This is a genomic window from Pseudomonas quercus (assembly GCF_012033695.1).
Classification (GTDB): Bacteria; Pseudomonadota; Gammaproteobacteria; order Pseudomonadales; family Pseudomonadaceae; genus Aquipseudomonas; species Aquipseudomonas quercus.
This window is the reverse complement of record NZ_JAAVJI010000010.1, coordinates 72,944-90,898: the sequence shown is the minus strand read 5'-3', so window position 1 is coordinate 90,898 and position 17,955 is coordinate 72,944. Positions and strand designations below refer to the sequence as shown.

Below are 17,955 nucleotides of genomic sequence, written 5' to 3'. Positions count from 1 at the left end.
ATTGAGCAAACAGAGGCTCTGACCCTTGGCATTGACGATTCTCGGGCTGTCCGGCGCCCTCAGCCACGACCCTTCCGCTGCGTTGTACATCGACGGCAAGCTCATCGCTGCCGCTGAGGAAGAGCGCTTCGTACGGGACAAGCATGCCAAGAACCGCATGCCGTACGAATCGGCCAAGTTCTGCCTGGAGCAGGCTGGTATCACGCCTGCCGACGTAGACGTGGTCGCCATTCCTTTTGCGCCCATCAGCCTGTTCGGCAAGGCGCGCTGGCACTACGCCAAGCGGTACTGGTATGCCCCAGACCGCGCGCTGGACGCACTGCTGATGGGCAACCGCCGCTACAAGCGCTATCGCAACAAGATCGTGTGGTGCCTGGAGCAGCTGGGTTTCGACCCTAAGAAAGTGAAGATCGAGCCTGTCGAACACCACTTGGCGCACGCCTCCAGTGCCTACCACTGCTCAGGGTTCACGGAAAAAACCGCGATCCTGGGGATCGATGGCAAGGGTGAGTACGCTACGACCTTCTTCGGTTATGGTGAAAACGGCAAGATCCATAAGCTCAAGGAATTCTTTGACCCTGATTCGCTAGGCGGCCTGTATGGCGCGATCACCGAATTCCTGGGCTTTGAGATGCTCGATGGCGAGTTCAAGGTCATGGGCATGGCGCCCTATGGCGATGCCAGCAAGTACGACTTTTCACGCCTGGCCTCTTTCGAGAATGGCGAACTGGTGATCAACACCGACTACGCCAACGTGATTGGCCTGCGCCGTTACAAGGAAAAGGGCAAGGGTTTCTACTTCTCGCCCAAGCTGATCGAGTGGCTGGGTCCCAAGCGCGAGGGTGACATCGCCGACGAACCCTACATCCACTATGCCGCCAGCATGCAGGCGCTGTTTGAAAAGCTTGCGTTGCAGATGATCGACTACTACTTGGGCGACGTGCTCAAGGAAACCGGCAAGCTGGCCTTCGCCGGTGGTTGCGCGCTGAATGTGAAGCTGAACCAGAAGATCATCGCTCGCCCGGACGTGAAAGAGCTGTTCGTGCAGCCTGCCTCCGGCGATGCCGGTACGGCCGTAGGGGCGGCTGCCTATGTCTCCCATGCTCGCGGTGTGCCTGTCGAGAAGATGGAGCACGTGTACCTGGGCCCTTCCTACTCCAATGAGGACGTGATCGCCGCCTGTGCTCGCCACCCGAGCAAGCCGGTGTGGAAGCAGATCGAGAACATGCCTCAGGCAATCGCGAAAATCATGGTAGAGGGCAACCCCGTCGCCTGGTTCCAGGGGCGCATGGAGTTCGGCCCGCGTGCACTGGGCGGCCGGTCGATCATCGGCTGCCCAAGCGTGCCGGGTGTGGCTGATCGCATCAACCATCAGATCAAGTTCCGCGAGCGGTGGCGCCCCTTCTGCCCATCCATGCTCGATACCGTGGCGCCGCAGATGATCAAGGTCGACCACCCGGCCCCCTTCATGACCTTCACGTTCGAGGTGGCTGAAGAGTGGAAAACCCGCGTGCCGGAAGTGGTTCACGAGGACGGGACCTCCCGTGCCCAAGTGCTCAAGCGCGAATACAACCCGCGCTACTACGACATGATGAAGGCCCTCGAAGACCTTACAGGCAATGGGGTATCCCTCAATACGTCGCTCAACCGCCGTGGTGAGCCCATGATCTGCTCGCCTACTGACGCACTGAACATGTTCTTCGGGTCGGACCTGCAATACCTGATCATGGAGGATATTCTGGTGGTGAAGGAAGGCGTGAACGCCCATGACACAAGCGCCTGAGCGGCGGATACTGCAGTTCTGCCACGGGTATGACGGTCCTTTTCTGGACTGCGCCCGGCAGTACGCCAGCCTGTTCGCCGGCAGTGGTTACGCGGTGACAACGGTGTTCCTTACAGGCCGTGCCAACCCTGAGGTGGCTGCGGCCTGTGATTCAGCCGAGGTGCTGTTCATGGAGCTGTCTTCGCGTGACGTGCGTGGCTTGAAACTGAAGGCCATTGCTCAGCTTCGCGCCATCGTGGCCAGCCGGAACTTCGCATTCTGCATTGCCCACCGTTTCAAGCCGATCTACATCACGCTGCTGGCCACCCGTTTGCCTGTTATAGGCGTGCATCACGCCTTCGGCGATTACCAGCGGCCGGGGCGTCGCCTGTTCGCTCACCTGTTCAAGCGCCGGCTCAGCCTGCTGGGGGTATCGAATGCCGTACGGGATGATATGCGCCGCTGCCTGGCTGGCTGGCCTGCCGAGCGCATCCAGACTTTGTACAACCGGGTAGACATCAAGGCCCGCCAGCACAGGCTGTACAGTGCAGCAGATGCACGCAAGGCGTTAAGCCTGCCGGAGGCCGACTGGATTGTGGGCACCGCTGGCCGGCTGCACCCGGATAAGGACCAGGCTACGTTGTTGAGAGGGTTTGCCCAGGCGTTACCGTGCCTGCCTTCGGCAGCACGGTTGGTGATCATGGGTGAGGGCAGGCTGGAAGCTGCGCTGAAACAGCTCGCTCTGGAGCTAGGTATTGTCGAGCGCGTAACGTTTACCGGCCAGGTTACCCATGCTGCACGTTATTTCAGGGCCTTCGACGTATTCGCCCTTAGCTCGGATCATGAGCCCTTTGGAATGGTGTTGCTCGAAGCGATGGCTGCAGGCGTTCCTGTCATTGCCACCGCGTGTGGCGGCGCACAAGAAGTGGTGGAAGGCGTCGGTTTATTGTTTCCGCTTAGGGATACGCAAGCGTTGGCCGGCCTGCTGGCCGAAGTGGCCGGTTACGACCAGAGCCGTCGTGACGCCCTGGCCAAGGCACTTCAGGACCGCGTACAGGACCGTTTCAGTGACGATTCGGTAAGAAGCGCCTTCTGGCAGTTGCCTACGGTGGAGCTGTTGAGTAAGCGCCAATGATATTAAACAGGTTTCAATACTGGCGCGAGCGAGGCTGGGACGTGATAGGCGCTGCTGACTATGCCAGCGCTTGGGCCCGGTTTGGAGGCAGTGTAGCGACCCACCCTGACGTGGTAGAGCGCTTGGCGGGCCTGGCCGACATCCCGGTTCGCTACCTGGGCTGGCAGCAAGGCGGCGAGCTTTGTGCCGCAGTGCCTGTCTGGGGCCGGCACCTGGCCTTGTCCAAGGACGTGCTCAAGCAACGGGGCAAAAAGGGGATGTTCGACCTGGGCAATGCGGAAATCATTCTGCCCGCAAAGCCCGGCACCCTGGCGCCATTGCGCCATTGCGGGCGTTACCTGGGTGAGCCGAATACCGGGCGGTTCAGTGGCCTTTCGATGCAGGCCGAAACCTTGGCGCTGGCACGTGAACCCGAGGCCTTGTCCAAGAAGTTTCGCTACAACCAGCGCCGCGAACTCCGGTTGCTGGAAGACGCAGGGGGACAAGTGCGGGCCGTCAGCGAGTTTTCACCGGCGGAATTTGCCGCGCTCTACTGTGAGTTGTTCCAGCGGCGCTGGGGCTTCCCGGCTACGGGTGCCGATCGTATGGCGGATGTACTGACGCTGTTACAAACGTTCATGATGGGCTCTGTACTGTTTCTCAATGACGCCGCCATAGCCATACAGCTTGTCTACCGTGTAGAAGCGCCGGAATGGGTCAGCGTGGAGTACGTCAACGGCGGCGTGGACCCGCAGACGCGAGCGTTTAGCCCAGGCAGTGTGCTCAGTTACTTGAATACTCAAGCCGCCTGGGAGGATGCACGCGCACTGGGTAAAGACCTGCGGTTTTCGTTCGGGCGTGCCGACCGTGAGTACAAGGCCCGCTGGTGCAATGCCACACCGGTATTCAAGGTATGAGCCGCAAGCAGGCGCTCCTCAAGCGTCACCGCCGCAACAAACGGTTGGCATTGTTCGTAGGCATCAGTGCCTTCCTGCTTATCGGCATATTTGTCGCCTGGTGGGTCACCCCGATATTAGCGCTATTGTCGTGGGCCGCTCATGAAGCCTGGTTCGCTGACCACCTGTTTTACTCGCCCCGGCAAGATTACCAGTACGCGTTTGGCGAGGGTGCGCTACAGGCCAAGGCAAGCTGGGTTGATGGCCGGCTGTGTGTGACAAACCCCCTGCCCACAGGGAGCGACCTGACTATCATTGTCGAGGTACAGCTTCGCGGCACGGTGCCAAGTCGTTTTCTGGACCCGGCGGTCCTCATCGAGCACGCCGATGTTCAGACGTTCGAGCGAAACTGTGCAGGCCTGCGTTACCTGAACCTTTCTGCACACGCCAGCGCTCTCCAGGAAGGTGTACGCTTGAAGGGCCGGTACTGTCGTATCGTCGGCGAGCCGAAGGTATGGGTGTTTGTCCAGCCCAACTACCGTGAACAGCGTGTAATGGTGATTGCGCCGCATGCCGATGATGCGGAGCTGGCAGCCTTTGGGCTGTACAGCCAGGCTGTGGAAAGTTGGATCGTCACCCTTACCGCAGGTGAGGTAGAGGCTGAGCACTACAAAGCCATGGGCCTTGCCAAGGAGCAGGCAGCCCAGCTCAAAGGGCGCCTTCGTGCCTGGGACAGCATTGCCGTACCGCGCTGGGCGGGTGTGCCTGAAGCCCGCTGTGTGCAACTGGGATACTTCTGCTTGCAGCTCGAGGCCATGCGAGCCGCGCCGCAACAGCTCGTTTCTTCTCGAGAGGCCGGCTTGTGCGATACGCGCCTGTTCCGGCAGTTCAATACCCTGGCGTTACCGGGTGATGATGGAAAGCCCACATGGCACAACCTGGTGGCAGACTTGCGCGCGCTGATTGAGCAGGCCCGCCCAGGCGTGATCGTTTTGCCAGATACCACGCTCGATCCGCACCCTGATCATGTGCAGGCGCACCACGCCGTGCGGGAAGCATTGCGCAGTACCCACTGGCAGCCCACACACCTGCTGGGCTATGCGAACCACCTGCATGACAACGATCGCTGGCCCATGGGCAACGCTCATGAAGGTATTGCCCTGCCGCCGGTGTTCGAGCCGGGTACAACCTTCTGGCCAGTCAGCCTGCCGCTGGATGAACACGCTCGAATGAACAAAGCGATGGCACTTGGCATGATGCATGACTTGCAACCTCGGCTCGCACTCAAACGACGTGTACGTCGCGTGCTTCAACACGTGCTGGCCGGTCGGCGCTGGGCCGTGGAAGGTGAGAATGAGTTTTTCCGTAAGGCCGTGCGGCGCCATGAGCTTCTATGGCGGCTTGAACGATGATGCGTGACATCCTGGCAGGTGATGAGAGACGTTTATGAAGGTTCTGTTTCTAGTGCAAAAGGACCAGCGCGCCATTCTGGATGAGCTGTACAAAGGTGTTGCCGAGCATTGCGAGTGCGACCTGCGCTGGCTGGATAGTGATGAGCAGCGACACCTGCGTCGGTATTTCAAGCGGGAGGTCGATATAGGTCGGTACGACCGCATCCTGTTCTTCTTGCGTTTTAAACAAGAGATTCGACAGGTAGCGTTCATCCGTACGCTGCCTAACCTGGTCATCCTCGAACACGATGCCTACCAGAATTACATTGCCTGCAAATACACCGGGAAATTCAGTGAGCATTACCGTCAATTGCCTTGGGCACGGGTTATCAGCTCAGGGGCTCAGGTAGCCCAGCGGCTGCGCGATGAAGGCTTTGACGCGCATTTCGTACCAAAGGGTTATGACCAGACCCTTGTCGGCGAGCTAGGGCTTGTACGCGATATAGAACTGGGGTTTGTAGGCAGCTTGAAGAGCGTTGCCTACGCCCAGCGCAAGGCGTTCCTGGAGGCTCTGGCCGATGTGGAGGAGTTGCTTGTAACCCGAACGGAGTCGGGCGCCGATTACAACACCATGCTCAACCGTATCCGCTTCTTTGTAAGCGCTGATGTGGGCATGGGTGAGTACATGATCAAGAATTTCGAAGCCATGGCCGCTGGCTGTGTTCTGCTTGCCTACGATCAGGGTGAAGAAGAGAACCGGGCACTAGGTTTTGATGACATGCAAAATGTGGTGCTTTACCAAGACCTGGCGCACTTGCGGCATAAGCTACGCGTGCTGCGAGAGCAGCCTGAACTGGCACGGGAAATCGCCGCCCAAGGGCAGGCCCTGGTTCAAGAGCGTTACGGGTTTCACAGCATAGGTGCGCAGATCGTGGAATGTCTGCGAGCACCCTTGCGATTGCAGCCTGCCCCGGGTCCCTTGGCCCGCTTACGCGCCGCATTGGGTTTCTGAGTACAGCTTCATGGACGTCTTGGCCTGCTAGGCGTATTTACACAGGCGGCATGTGTGTCGCTTACATTGCATTAAGCCTAAGGGGCCGTTTTTGACAAGTCAGTCTTACCACCGCTATTTCACGTACGCTTTGGTGGCGTTCATCCTGAGCTTTGTCCTCCAAAGCTCGGCGAAGTGGACCAACAACCTGTATTACGCCTTTATCGCACTGCCTGGGTTGGTAGCATTGATCCGTTGTAGGGGTGCAGGCTTGTTCCGTCAGCCCATTGCAATTGGGTGGTTGGTGCTTCTGGCGTGGTGCCTAGTGCCCGCGGCGCGAGAAGAGGGTACGCAGTTCTACAAGCATATCCTCTATACCGGGCTGTTCGTGTTCATAGTGGCTAGCCTGCCAGAGCGGGACTTCTTCTACCGGGGCGGGGTAGCCCGTGCGTTGTTCTGGATGCTCGCCCTGTACACCTATGCTTGTGCCACGTACGCCTACCTGTCAGGCCACATACCCTTCGGTTCGCGGGTAGACATACTGCCCGCCCGAATGGAAAACGTGATTTATACAAGCATCTGGCTCATGTGCGCGCTTGGCCTGGCGCTGCCTACATGGACCCGTGAGCGACGGTATGTAGAGATGGCCCTGGCCGGTCTGCTGGCCTTCGTGGCGGTAGCCTTTGTGCTGCAGACCCGTACTGGCATCGTGGGCGGTCTTTTCATCGTGGGCCTATGGAGCCTGTACAGTATCTACCGCTACCCGCGCATCGCAAGTGCAATTGTCACAGTACTCGTGCTGGGCACTGGCGTAGCTCTATGGGCCATGTGGAACGAGCCTTGGTTGACTTCGCTGATCGGCCGAGGCGACTCCTACCGGATGGACCTGTTCCGCATCATGACCGGCGAATGGATGCATTGTGGGTGGGTACTAGGGTGCGGGGTGAATTTCCACACCACTCAAACCTTGCCCGGAGGCATTCCTATTCCGCATCCGCACAACATCTTCGTTGCGTTCGGGCTGTACACCGGCGGGGTATCCCTGTTGATCTTCCTGCCCCTTATGATTGCTACGCTCTGGCAGGCCTGGCGCCAGCGTGATCCATGGGGGCTGTACCTGGCAGCTGCCTTGCTAATGCTCAACTTCGATGGCAGCAAGCTGGTAGGCAACCCGGATGAGCTATGGGTGCTGGTGCTACTGCCAGCCGCCGTTATTTTAGGTGGCGCATTGCATCAGCGGATCAAGACCCTGCCAGCGCCGCGCTGACGGCGTGTGCCGGGCAGCACTGCTGCCCGGCCATGTACCCTGCTACGAAAGCGTCGCCTTCCTCGGCAAGCCATTGCTGGTCCTGCGGGTAACGCAGCATATGCTTGAAATTGCGCTCGCGCAGTGAACGGCTCAGGGGGCGGCGATAGAAGCGCAGGTCGGCAATGTCGATCAAGCCTAACGTGCCTTCGGGGGTAAGCACTATGTTACCTAGGTGAGCAGATCGGAAATACACGCCTGTTTCGTGCAGGTGGGCAATGAAACTGCCCAATTGCCTTTGTAGCGCAGATGATGCGGCTTCCTGGCCAATGAGCTGGCGAAGAGTGTGGCCAGGCAAGGGGGCGTAGTGCACAGCATCGCGTTCGATCTCGCTGATGCGATACAGGCCTGTCACCTTCGGGCAGGGAATGCCACGCGCTGCCAGGCGATTGCAATTGTCGGCAAAGCGTTTGGCGTAGGGGTACCAGGCCGCCGACGTGAACAGGCGCTTTCGCCGGAACAGCTTGAGCATGGAGCCGTCTTGGAGCCGTAGCACCTTGTCCCCGGAACCATCGGCTTCCAGTACCTGGGCTCCTTCTCTCAAGGCCATGTAACGGCCGCAATCAAGCGCTTGCATTCCTACTCCTGCACAGGCCCTCCAAGGTGGGGCGACCACTATGGTAGCGCACCCGGCTCTATGATGGCCCCTGTGGTACACTGCGCGGCTCTTTCAACACGATGATTTCTCATGAGCAACCCTGAGCCTTCTGAGCCCTCGAGCCTGAAAATCTATCTGCGGCTATTGTCCTACATGCGTCCATATGTAGGGTTGTTCAGCCTTAGTATCGTGGGCTTTGTGGTATTCGCATCCACCCAGCCCATGTTGGCAGGTATCCTCAAGTATTTCGTCGATGGGCTGAATAACCCGCAGGCAGTACTGTTCCCTACTGTGCCTTACCTGCGCGACCTGCAGTTGCTGCAGGCAGTCCCTTTGCTTATCGTGCTGATCGCTGCTTGGCAGGGGCTGGGGTCCTATCTGGGCAACTACTTTCTCGCCAAGGTCTCGCTTGGGCTGATCCATGACCTGCGGTTGTCTCTGTTTGACAAGCTGTTGGTGCTGCCTAACCGTTATTACGATACTCATAACTCTGGGCACTTGATTTCGCGGATTACGTTCAACGTGACCATGGTCACGGGTGCCGCTACGGATGCCATCAAAGTTGTGATTCGCGAAGGCCTGACGGTGGTCTTCCTGTTTGGCTACCTGCTGCTGATGAACTGGCGTCTTACACTGGTGATGTTGGCCATCTTGCCGATCATTGCAATCATGGTCAGCAGCACCAGCAAAAAATTTCGCAAGCAAAGCAAAAAGATCCAGGTCGCCATGGGTGATGTCACGCACGTGGCTTCCGAAACCATCCAAGGTTACCGGGTCGTCCGTAGTTTCGGCGGTGAGCACTATGAGGCTGAGCGTTTTCGGCAGGCTAGCCAGAGCAACACCGACAAACAATTGCGCATGACCAAGACCAGTGCCATCTATACGCCGATGCTGCAACTGGTGATCTACACCGCCATGGCGGTGCTGATGTTCCTGGTGTTGTGGCTGCGCGGCGATGCCAGCGCAGGCGACCTTGTGGCCTATATCACGGCCGCCGGCCTGTTGCCTAAGCCGATTCGACAGTTGTCGGAAGTGAGCTCGACCATTCAGCGCGGTGTGGCAGGGGCGGAGAGTATCTTCGAACAACTGGACGTATCGCCTGAAGTAGACACAGGTACGCTAGAGCGTGATCAAATCAGCGGCCGGCTTGAAGTGCGTAACCTTACGTTCACTTACCCTGGTACTGACAAGCCCGTTTTGAATGACATTACGTTTACAGCAGAGCCCGGGCAGATGATCGCCTTGGTAGGCCGTTCCGGCAGTGGCAAGTCCACGCTGGCCAACTTGATCCCGCGCTTCTACTACCATACTGAAGGCGCCATTCTCTTGGATGGCCTGGAAGTGCAGAATTATCGGTTGCGCAACCTGCGCAAGCATATAGCTCAGGTGAATCAGCAGGTCACACTGTTCAACGATACTGTCGCCAACAATATTGCCTATGGCGATCTGGCCGGTGCGCCGCGCGAACACATCATTGATGCAGCCACGGCTGCCTTTGCCCGGGACTTCATCGAACAGCTTCCCCAAGGATTTGATACCGATGTAGGGGAGAACGGCGTGCTGTTGTCAGGTGGCCAGCGCCAACGCCTGGCGATCGCGCGTGCCCTATTGAAGAATGCCCCCCTTCTTATCCTGGATGAAGCGACCTCCGCCTTGGATACCGAGTCCGAACGGCATATCCAAGGGGCCCTTGATCACGTCATGAAAGGGCGTACTACACTGGTCATTGCGCACCGGCTATCCACAATCGAAAAAGCCGACCTCATTCTGGTCATGGACCAGGGCCGGATCGTAGAGCGCGGGACTCACCAGGCGCTGCTTGAGAAAAACGGGTTCTACGCCAGGCTGCATGCGATGGGCCTGGAAGAGCCGGGCAAAAGGGACATTGCCTGATACGTTGGCTGAAGTAAGCAACCGGACGAACCGCTAGTGTGTCCCCTGTGGCAATTTGCTACTGTCTACTCTGGCCTGCATGGCCCTGCCAGAGGGGATACTGTCCTGTCTCACCGTGAAGTCATTACTTGTCAAAACGCTAGCTAGCCCATCAATGGGCAGCCTGTCGGGGGGTGGGCTACCGGCCCGTGGCCCACGGCGGCTGCCTGAGCCCTTCCGTACCAACCGATGCCTCTTTATCAACGTATTCGGCTGTGAAGGCGACGCAATCCATGCCGCGTTGTTCGGCGCTACCAACCCCGGCCATGTGCCGCTACGGTGGTATGAGCGTACGTTTCCCGAGCATTACGCCACCAGCTTCAAGTTTGCCTTTGTGCGTGACCCTGTAGAGCGCGCCTATGTGGCCTGGGCGCGGCTGATGGAGGCCGAGCTGTTTCGGGCAGCAGAAGCGGCGACGGACATGGATGCCGATGAAGGTTTCGACCGGTTCGTGGCGCGCTGGATGACCCCTGCCACAATCCTGAACCACCCTGAATTCGCACCTCAAAGCGATTTTCTGGTAGATGCCAGAGGCGATCTCAAGCTCGATTTCCTGGGCCATTACGAAACACTGCTACGGGATTTTGGCTCACTACGGGATTTTCTGTGTATTCCTGCCGTGCTGCCTTGGTCCGATACAGCCTACGAACGTACCCCGCAGCGGGTGCGCTATGCCGTAGGCGCTTTCACCCGCAAGCGGCTACGCATGCTTTACGCACAAGACTACGAGCTGCTGGGCTACGCTTGAGCCCTTGGAGTGCCCTGCCCGGCACCGGAGTTCGGGGGTTTTGCTGCCCTGTGTTACTATCGCCGCCCTGTTAACTGTAGATGGGTTGGGCCATGAAGTTGTCGATGCCGCGTTTCGATCAAGCACCTGTCTTGGTGGTCGGTGATGTGATGCTCGATCGCTATTGGCATGGCGGCACCTCCCGCATTTCGCCGGAAGCACCGGTGCCTGTGGTGCGCGTAGACCAGATCGAAGACCGCCCGGGTGGTGCAGCGAACGTGGCTTTGAACATCGCAGCCCTGGGTGCGCCGGCGTCGCTGGTGGGCGTAACTGGCGAAGACGAGGCGGCCGAAAGCCTGTCGGCCAGCCTGAGCGCTGCAGGTGTGAACACCAGGTTCCAGCGCATCAGCCACCAACCGACTATCGTCAAGTTGCGTGTTATGAGCCGCCACCAGCAGCTATTGCGCATCGACTTTGAAGAGCCCTTTGCTACCGACGGTGTTCAAATGAGCCACGATGTCGAGTCGCTGCTTGCAGGCGTAAAGGTGCTGGTACTGTCTGATTACGGCAAGGGCGCCTTGCAAAACCACCAGGCCTTGATTCAGGCGGCCGTTCAGCGCGGCATCCCGGTACTGGCAGACCCAAAGGGCAAGGATTTCACACGCTATCGCGGAGCGAGCCTGATCACGCCAAACCTGAGCGAATTCGAGGCGATCGTGGGCCGTTGTGCTGACGAAGCTGACCTGGTTGCCAAAGGCGCTTCACTGATGGCAGAGCTTGAGTTGGGCGCATTGCTAGTGACGCGTGGCGAGCATGGCATGACGCTGCTGCGCCCGGAGCATCCTGCGCTGCACCTGCCGGCGCGCGCCCGCGAAGTGTTCGACGTCACCGGTGCAGGTGATACCGTCATCTCTACCCTGGCCGCTGCCATCGCAGCAGGCGAAGCCCTTCCCCAGGCCGTGGCACTGGCCAACCTGGCGGCGGGTATCGTGGTAGGCAAACTGGGCACGGCGGCCATTAGCGCCCCCGAGTTGCGCCGTGCCATTTCCCGTGAGCAAGGGTCCGAGCGCGGTGTCCTGACCCTGGACCAGTTGCTGCTGGCCATCGAGGATGCCCGTGCGCATCACGAGAAGATCGTATTTACCAACGGTTGCTTCGATATCCTGCACGCTGGGCATGTGACCTACCTGGAGCAGGCCAGAATGCAAGGGGACCGCTTGATCGTGGCCATCAATGACGATGCATCGGTGGCCTGCCTGAAAGGGCCTGGTCGCCCGATCAACAGTGTGGACCGGCGTATGGCCGTACTGGCGGGGTTAGGGGCGGTGGATTGGGTCGTCAGCTTTTCGGAAGATACCCCTGAAAACCTGCTGCGTCAGGTTAAGCCGGACGTATTGGTCAAGGGGGGCGACTATGGCGTGGATCAGGTGGTAGGCGCCGATATCGTCAGGGAATACGGCGGCACTGTGCAAGTGCTGGGGCTGGTGGAAAACAGCTCCACCACGGCCATTGTAGAGAAGATACGCAACCGCTAAGGCTTGCCGCCTTTGCCTTTGCGCACCAGCCGCATGAACGCCTTGGCTTTGGTGGTAATGCGCTTGAGGCCGGTCTTGGGCTTGACCGGCGCATGTATGCCCTGGCGTGCCAGCCATTCGCGCCAACGTACTCGGTCTTCACTGACCACCCAGCCTTCCTGGCGGCCGAAGCTTTCAGCCAGGTACAGGCCACGGGTAGGCGCCTTGGTCAGTCTGCCTTTACGCAAGGTATACAGTTCTGGTAACGGTGCGCCGTTTTTCAACGGGATCAGGTATAGGTCAGGGCGGCTTTTATTAAGCCGCGTAACCAGCTCCCCTTTTTCCAAGCGTTCGTCCACGTGATACAAGCTTAGGCCTTGGGCCTCCCTAGGCACTTCCAGGCGCATGTCGTAGACCAGTTGCAACGAGGCCGTGGGCAAGTGCACATAAGCACGTGGCTGTTCGATAAGGGTAAGGTTGCCACTGCGCACAGGCAGGGCCTCTCCCTTGGCAGGGCTCAGTGTGAAGGGAGCTGTTTCGCGATACCGCAGTGCGGGGCTATAGGGCGTTGGCAGCCAGGTATCCTTGAAGCGGCCATTGAGCCAACCTTCTGGGGTTTCCAACAGGCATTCTTCGGCAACCTCTTGAACAGCGGTGTGAAGCGGCAGGTTTAGCTCATGTGCTGGCACATACCCGGAAATCAACTTGAGTACAACATCGCCACGGTCGACCCGCTGATGGCGCACCAGCACCCAGTATTCCAGGCCTTCCCATACCAGCGTCATGCGCACGGACACGCCTAGGTTAGCCAGTTCCACACGAAAGCGGTGCGGGTCCTCCACGGTGATGGGGCGGCGCTTTTCGAGGGTTTGGCTAAAGTTGATTGGCATGCCCACCCCCTGATAGGCAAGCCCTTCAGGGGTCGCCTCTACCGAGAGGGGCAAGGTCTTGAAATTGGCAGGGTTGTTGCGGAGAAGGGTGCGCGGCATGAATATTCCTTATTAGCGTGCCGCCACATCCCTTACACACCCTAGTGATTGTTCAGGACCTTGGCGACAGTGGCCACGTTATGGGCCAGATGCACGGGGTTGATAGTGCCGACTATGGCGGCGGTCACGCCCGGCTGAGTAAACAGGGCTTCAAAACTCGCGCGTACCGGATCGATGCCTGGCTGCTGACATGCGTGGCCGCTGGCCAGTGCCTTTTTGATCAACAGGCCTTTGTCATGTAACGCTGCGTATTCAATGACCGGCCGTTCCGTCTGTTCGTTCAGATTGTAGGTCACCATGGCGCAGTCACCGTGCTCCAGCGCCTTGAGCCCGCCTTCCACGGTTTTCCCCGAGAAACCATAGGCGCGCAGCTTGCCTTCCTGCTTGAGCCGGGCCAGGGTTTCGTACACATCGGTGTGTTCCAGAATATGCAGGTCATTGCCGTCTGAATGCACCATTACAAGGTCGATGCAGTCGGTTTCCAACCGGCGCAAGCTGCGCTCGACAGAAAGGCGAGTGTGCTCGGCACTGAAATCAAAGCGGGACTGATTGTTCTCGAACTCTTCCCCCACTTTGCTCACGATGACCCATTGGTCGCGTTGGCCACGCAGCAGTGGGCCCAGGCGGGTTTCGCTGTGCCCATAGGCAGGGGCAGTGTCCAGCAAATTGATGCCCAGTGCTTGCGCCTGACGCAAGAGTGCAGCAGCGGCCTGGTCGTCCGGGATGGTAAAGCCATTGGGGTATTTCACGCCCTGGTCTCGGCCAAACTTGACGGTGCCCAGCCCGAGAGGTGAGACGGCCAGGCCGGTGGCCCCCAGGGGACGGTGCAGATCATGCAAAGAAGGCAGGCTCACGGCAGTGCCTCCCAGGCAGTTTTGCCCAAAGGTGGTTGGGGGAGTTCAGGCAGAGGCATTGCTGGGCCGGGCTGAATGCCATCGCGGTTGAACGCTGCCATTACCCTGTCAGCAAAGTCGGGTGCCAGCGCCAGCTTGGTCGGCCAGCCCACCAGCAGCGGGCCATCGTCGGCAAGAAAGGCGTTGTCTGGCCGTACCAGGCCGGATTGGGCCGGTTCGGCACGGTCTACACGCAAGGTTGCCCAGTGCACTTGGCTCAAGTCTACCCAGGGCAGCAACTGGCTGACTTCGTGGCGTGCGGCCGCGATCTGCTGCGCTTCGCTGCGAGCCACGCCCTCGGCCTCGGCCAGCTCCCCGCCCAGGTACCACACCCATTGGCCATCCGGGGCAGGGTGGGTGGTCACGGTCATGCGCGGCTTGGGGCCTCCTCCCAGGCAATGGGCGTATAGCGGCTTGAGCGCAGCGCCTTTGGCCATGACCATATGCAGCGGCCGGCGCTGCATGGCTGGCTGGCTGACACCCAAAGCGTTGAGCAACGTCTCGTTGCCCGCGCCGGCGCTCAGTACAAGCCGCTGTGCACGCACTTCCCGCCCGTCCACAAGCAGCCCTACCACCTGGTTGCCCTCACGCAGGGGTTCAAGGCGTTCAGCGGCCAGCAGGCTGCCCTGTGCCAGCTCCGCCAAGCGGGCGACCAGGCTAGGCACATCCACGACCAATTCAGCCAGGCGGTAAACCTTGCCTTTGAAGGCAGGGTTTTGCAGCGCGGGTGGCAGTTGGTCACCCTTGACCGCATCCACGCGCCCACGCACCGCCTTGCTAGCGAAAAAGCTGGTGAGGTTGCCTGCCAGCGTGCCCGGGGACCACAAATAATGGGCTTCGGAGAGCAGGCGCACGCCGCGTAGGTCCAGCTCACCGGTACCGGCCAGGGCCTCACGCCAGCGGCGTGGCATGTCGGCAATGGCTTCCGAAGCGCCGGTCAGCGCGCCGTGCAGGGCGTATTTGGCACCCCCGTGAATAATGCCCTGGGACTTGAGCGTCTGCCCGCCCCCAAGGCTGCCTTGCTCCACCAGTACAGTAGACCAGCCTGCCCGGCGCAGGCGTGCGTTGAGCCATAGGCCAGCGACGCCAGCGCCGACAATCAGCACATCAGTGGAAATAGGGGTGGGCATCAGTGACCTCATTGCGCAAAACAGGCCGTCAGTATACCTGTGTAGCGGTCACCGAAACCGCAAACTCGCCGCAGGGGTCAGTGGCCCGCCGTTTTCGAAAACAGCTGGATCACCACCACCCCTGCCACGATCAGCCCCATGCCGGCCATGGCCGGCACATCCAGCCGTTGCCCATAGATGAACAGCGCCGCAATGCTCACCATCACGATGCCCATGCCAGCCCAGATGGCATAGGCAATGCCTACCGGAATCGAGCGCACTACCAGCGTGAGCATGAAAAACGCAATGCCATAACCGATGATCACCAGCGTGAGCGGAAGCGGTGTACTGAACCCCTTGACGGCCTTCATGGACACGGTAGCGATCACTTCAGCGCAGATGGCGATAGCCAGGTAGTAGTAGGCGGTCATGGCAAGTCCTTAGGGTGTTTGCTGCATTCTAAATCAGGGGGGGAGAAGAGGAGCAAGCTACGTGGTTGAGGTCGTCTCTCAGTCAAGCTAACATAGCGGAAGCGTCAAAAAGTACAACTTGAGAGGAGATATCAATATGGAATCGAACCATTTTTTTCTCGTGTCCTTGTTACTAAAGCAAACTCGAAAATGCCCTCTGCTCGAAGCGATGCAACCCTGACCTTGCCGACTGAAGTGGCCGCTATTATCGCAAGCGGTCGCAAAAGTACTAGTGAAATCAAGGCGGCCTTTAAAAGCGCCTCGCTTCGTCTAAGGCAGGGTTGAAAAACAGATGGCCGATGGAAGCTACAATTACATATACAAGGAGTTGGTGGAGAGTGAAGATGACATACTGGGGATTATCGCCTATTCCCTGTATAAGCGGCAAAAAATAGAATGCATCCGAAATTTCAAAGATAAGACTGGAAATAATCCTGCTGATAAAGATCTCGTCCCGTTTCATGATGTTAGTAACAGCGCATCACAGCTTGAAAGCTATCGCAATCAGGCTAGCCAGCTAGCCCAGAATTTTCTTGATATAAGCTTGAGCACTGAAGCTCAGCGTCTGGAAAAGTACTATGCCGATAAGGCTAATGAAGAGATAAAGAGCATTAGGCCTGGATTCTGGATAGGCGTCTGGCAGAGTGTCGTTGGGTCCGTGGTTTTCGTTTCTTTATTGGGGTTCCTGGTGTTTTTTACGTGGAGCTTGAATCAAGGGCCAAAACAGGTGATTGAGCAGGTGTTTGATATAAAAATCATTAGTAGCACCGATGCCGAACTTGACAGCGCACAAGTGGATAAGGCTGTTAATGGTTGATGGATAGCAATTTTTCTAGAATATTGGCCAAAAGAAAAAACACTTGCGCTCATCACGAGCCCTAGCCCCTGGGGTACACTTCTTCGCCATGAAAAGACCCCTCTATACCCTCCTGTTTCACCTCGGTTTACCGCTGATCGCCCTGCGCCTGTGGTGGCGTGCTCGCCGGGCGCCGGCGTATGCCCAGCGCATTGGCGAGCGCTTCGGGCGTGGGTTGCCTGCCATGACGCAGGGCGGCCTTTGGGTGCATGCCGTGTCGGTGGGCGAAAGCATCGCCGCCGCGCCTTTGGTACGTGCGCTGCTGGAGCGCTACCCCCAGTTGCCGATCACCCTCACCTCCATGACGCCTACCGGTTCCGAGCGCATCAGGGCGTTGTTTGGCGACAGCCCTCGCGTGCAACATTGCTACCTGCCCTATGACCTGCCGTGGGCCATGGGCCGCTTCCTCGACCATGTACGGCCCAGCCTGGGCATCATCATGGAAACCGAACTGTGGCCCAACCTGGTGGACCAGTGCACGCGGCGTGGCATTCCTGTGGCATTGGCCAATGGCCGACTCTCTGCCCGTTCTGCGCGAGGCTATGGGCGATTTGCCGGCCTGACTGGCCCTATGCTCAGGCAGATGAGCCTGCTGGCGGTGCAGACCGACACCGAGGCTCAGCGTTTTCTTGACCTAGGCGCGCGGGCCGAAACTGTCACGGTGACCGGTTCCATCAAGTACGACCTTCACCCCGACTCCACTTTGGGTCAGCGGGCGCATGCGCTACGTGAGCAATGGCAGGCTGCCCAGCGGCCCGTCTGGATCGCCGCCAGTACACACCAGGGAGAAGATGAAATTGTTCTGGCCGCACACCGACAACTGCTGGCCAGCCACAGTGACGCACTGCTGATACTAGTGCCCCGGCACCCGGAGCGCTTCGCTCAGGTGGGCGATGTAATCGAGCAGTCGGGCTTTAGCTTTGCTCACCGCGCCGCAGGCGAAGCGGTAGGGCCAGGTACACAGGTGGTGCTAGGCGACACCATGGGCGAGTTGCTGTTTCTGTATGCACTGGCCGACATTGCCTTCGTGGGGGGCAGCCTGGTAGCCAATGGCGGCCACAACCTGCTCGAACCTGCCGCCTTGAGCAAACCGGTGCTCAGTGGCCCACACCTGTTCAATTTCCAGGACATTGCCCAGCGCCTGCAAGACGCCAAGGCGCTGGAGGTGGTAGAGAATGCCGAGCACCTGGCCGAGGCCGTGCGCAACCTGATCGAACTGCCCCAGAACGCCCGTCGTAAGGGCGAAGCCGGGTTGGCTGTGATGAAAGCGAACCAGGGTGCGTTGGAGCGGTTGCTGGCAGCGGTGGGTGGGTTGGTGAAGAAACAGCGCTGACGGGGTTTGTGTTCCCGGCCTGCGCCTTCGGCTGCGACCGGTCTTACAAGATACACTTCTATAACGCGGTGCGG

At 59.1% G+C, this 17,955-nt stretch carries 16 protein-coding genes; 11 read left to right on the top strand and 5 right to left on the bottom strand.

What is annotated here, in order from left to right; all coding sequences use genetic code 11:
• The first annotated feature begins 25 nt into the window (after positions 1 to 25).
• The 6 genes from HBH25_RS16245 (at position 26) to HBH25_RS16220 (ending at position 7,421) form a co-directional block, all read left to right on the top strand.
• Positions 26 to 1,783 carry a carbamoyltransferase family protein gene (locus tag HBH25_RS16245; RefSeq protein ID WP_168084981.1) on the top strand — a complete coding sequence of 586 codons (1,758 nt, stop codon included), beginning with the start codon at positions 26 to 28 and terminating at the stop codon, positions 1,781 to 1,783.
• Positions 1,767 to 2,897 (top strand): glycosyltransferase, encoded by a 1,131-nt coding sequence (locus HBH25_RS16240; RefSeq protein WP_168084980.1) that lies wholly within the window; start codon positions 1,767 to 1,769, stop codon positions 2,895 to 2,897. The genes HBH25_RS16245 and HBH25_RS16240 overlap by 17 nt, the downstream gene beginning before the upstream one ends.
• Complete coding sequence (locus HBH25_RS16235) at positions 2,897 to 3,793, top strand: GNAT family N-acetyltransferase (protein WP_168085060.1); 897 nt, start codon at positions 2,897 to 2,899, stop codon at positions 3,791 to 3,793. The genes HBH25_RS16240 and HBH25_RS16235 overlap by 1 nt, the downstream gene beginning before the upstream one ends.
• Complete coding sequence (locus HBH25_RS16230; protein WP_168084979.1) at positions 3,790 to 5,184, top strand: PIG-L deacetylase family protein; 1,395 nt, start codon at positions 3,790 to 3,792, stop codon at positions 5,182 to 5,184. The genes HBH25_RS16235 and HBH25_RS16230 overlap by 4 nt, the downstream gene beginning before the upstream one ends.
• A 34-nt stretch (positions 5,185 to 5,218) precedes the next feature.
• Positions 5,219 to 6,175 (top strand): glycosyltransferase family protein, encoded by a 957-nt coding sequence (locus HBH25_RS16225; protein WP_168084978.1) that lies wholly within the window; start codon positions 5,219 to 5,221, stop codon positions 6,173 to 6,175.
• A 91-nt stretch (positions 6,176 to 6,266) separates the two neighbouring features.
• Complete coding sequence (locus HBH25_RS16220) at positions 6,267 to 7,421, top strand: O-antigen ligase domain-containing protein (protein ID WP_168084977.1); 1,155 nt, start codon at positions 6,267 to 6,269, stop codon at positions 7,419 to 7,421.
• Here HBH25_RS16220 and HBH25_RS16215 read toward each other — a convergent pair.
• Entirely contained in the window at positions 7,396 to 8,037 is a 642-nt protein-coding gene (locus HBH25_RS16215) for a phosphotransferase (protein ID WP_168084976.1), read from the bottom strand. The two genes, HBH25_RS16220 and HBH25_RS16215, sit on opposite strands and share 26 nt — an antisense overlap.
• A gap of 111 nt (positions 8,038 to 8,148) precedes the next feature.
• Between HBH25_RS16215 and msbA the strand changes: the two genes are divergently transcribed.
• The 3 genes from msbA to hldE all read left to right on the top strand — a co-directional run bounded on the left by msbA (position 8,149) and on the right by hldE (position 12,252).
• Positions 8,149 to 9,951, top strand: a complete 1,803-nt coding sequence (gene msbA / locus HBH25_RS16210; protein WP_168084975.1) for a lipid A export permease/ATP-binding protein MsbA — start codon at positions 8,149 to 8,151, stop codon at positions 9,949 to 9,951.
• Between the two features lie 154 nt (positions 9,952 to 10,105).
• A complete protein-coding gene (locus HBH25_RS16205) occupies positions 10,106 to 10,738 on the top strand; it encodes a sulfotransferase family 2 domain-containing protein (RefSeq protein WP_168084974.1) in 633 nt (210 codons plus the stop codon).
• Between the two features lie 92 nt (positions 10,739 to 10,830).
• Entirely contained in the window at positions 10,831 to 12,252 is a 1,422-nt protein-coding gene (gene hldE, locus HBH25_RS16200) for a bifunctional D-glycero-beta-D-manno-heptose-7-phosphate kinase/D-glycero-beta-D-manno-heptose 1-phosphate adenylyltransferase HldE (protein ID WP_168084973.1), read from the top strand.
• On the opposite strand, the gene HBH25_RS16195 is transcribed toward hldE, so the two are convergent.
• The 4 genes from HBH25_RS16195 to HBH25_RS16180 form a co-directional block, all read right to left on the bottom strand.
• A complete protein-coding gene (locus HBH25_RS16195) occupies positions 12,249 to 13,220 on the bottom strand; it encodes a metal ABC transporter ATPase (RefSeq protein ID WP_168084972.1) in 972 nt (323 codons plus the stop codon). The genes hldE and HBH25_RS16195 overlap by 4 nt on opposite strands.
• Before the next feature lie 41 nt (positions 13,221 to 13,261).
• Entirely contained in the window at positions 13,262 to 14,074 is an 813-nt protein-coding gene (locus tag HBH25_RS16190; RefSeq protein WP_168084971.1) for an aldo/keto reductase, read from the bottom strand.
• The gene (locus HBH25_RS16185) at positions 14,071 to 15,243 is read right to left on the bottom strand and encodes an NAD(P)/FAD-dependent oxidoreductase (protein WP_168084970.1); all 1,173 of its coding nucleotides are present in this window, start codon (positions 15,241 to 15,243) and stop codon (positions 14,071 to 14,073) included. Before HBH25_RS16185 ends, HBH25_RS16190 begins: the two co-directional genes overlap by 4 nt.
• A 77-nt stretch (positions 15,244 to 15,320) precedes the next feature.
• The gene (locus HBH25_RS16180; protein WP_168084969.1) at positions 15,321 to 15,653 is read right to left on the bottom strand and encodes a DMT family transporter; all 333 of its coding nucleotides are present in this window, start codon (positions 15,651 to 15,653) and stop codon (positions 15,321 to 15,323) included.
• 331 nt (positions 15,654 to 15,984) lie between these two features.
• Here HBH25_RS16180 and HBH25_RS16175 point away from each other — a divergent pair, with 331 nt between their 5' ends.
• Together HBH25_RS16175 and waaA are read left to right on the top strand one after the other, a co-directional pair.
• On the top strand, positions 15,985 to 16,509 hold the full coding sequence (locus tag HBH25_RS16175; RefSeq protein ID WP_168084968.1) for a hypothetical protein: 525 nt from the start codon (positions 15,985 to 15,987) through the stop codon (positions 16,507 to 16,509).
• A gap of 88 nt (positions 16,510 to 16,597) precedes the next feature.
• A complete protein-coding gene (gene waaA, locus HBH25_RS16170; RefSeq protein ID WP_168084967.1) occupies positions 16,598 to 17,881 on the top strand; it encodes a lipid IV(A) 3-deoxy-D-manno-octulosonic acid transferase in 1,284 nt (427 codons plus the stop codon).
• Positions 17,882 to 17,955 lie beyond the last annotated feature (74 nt).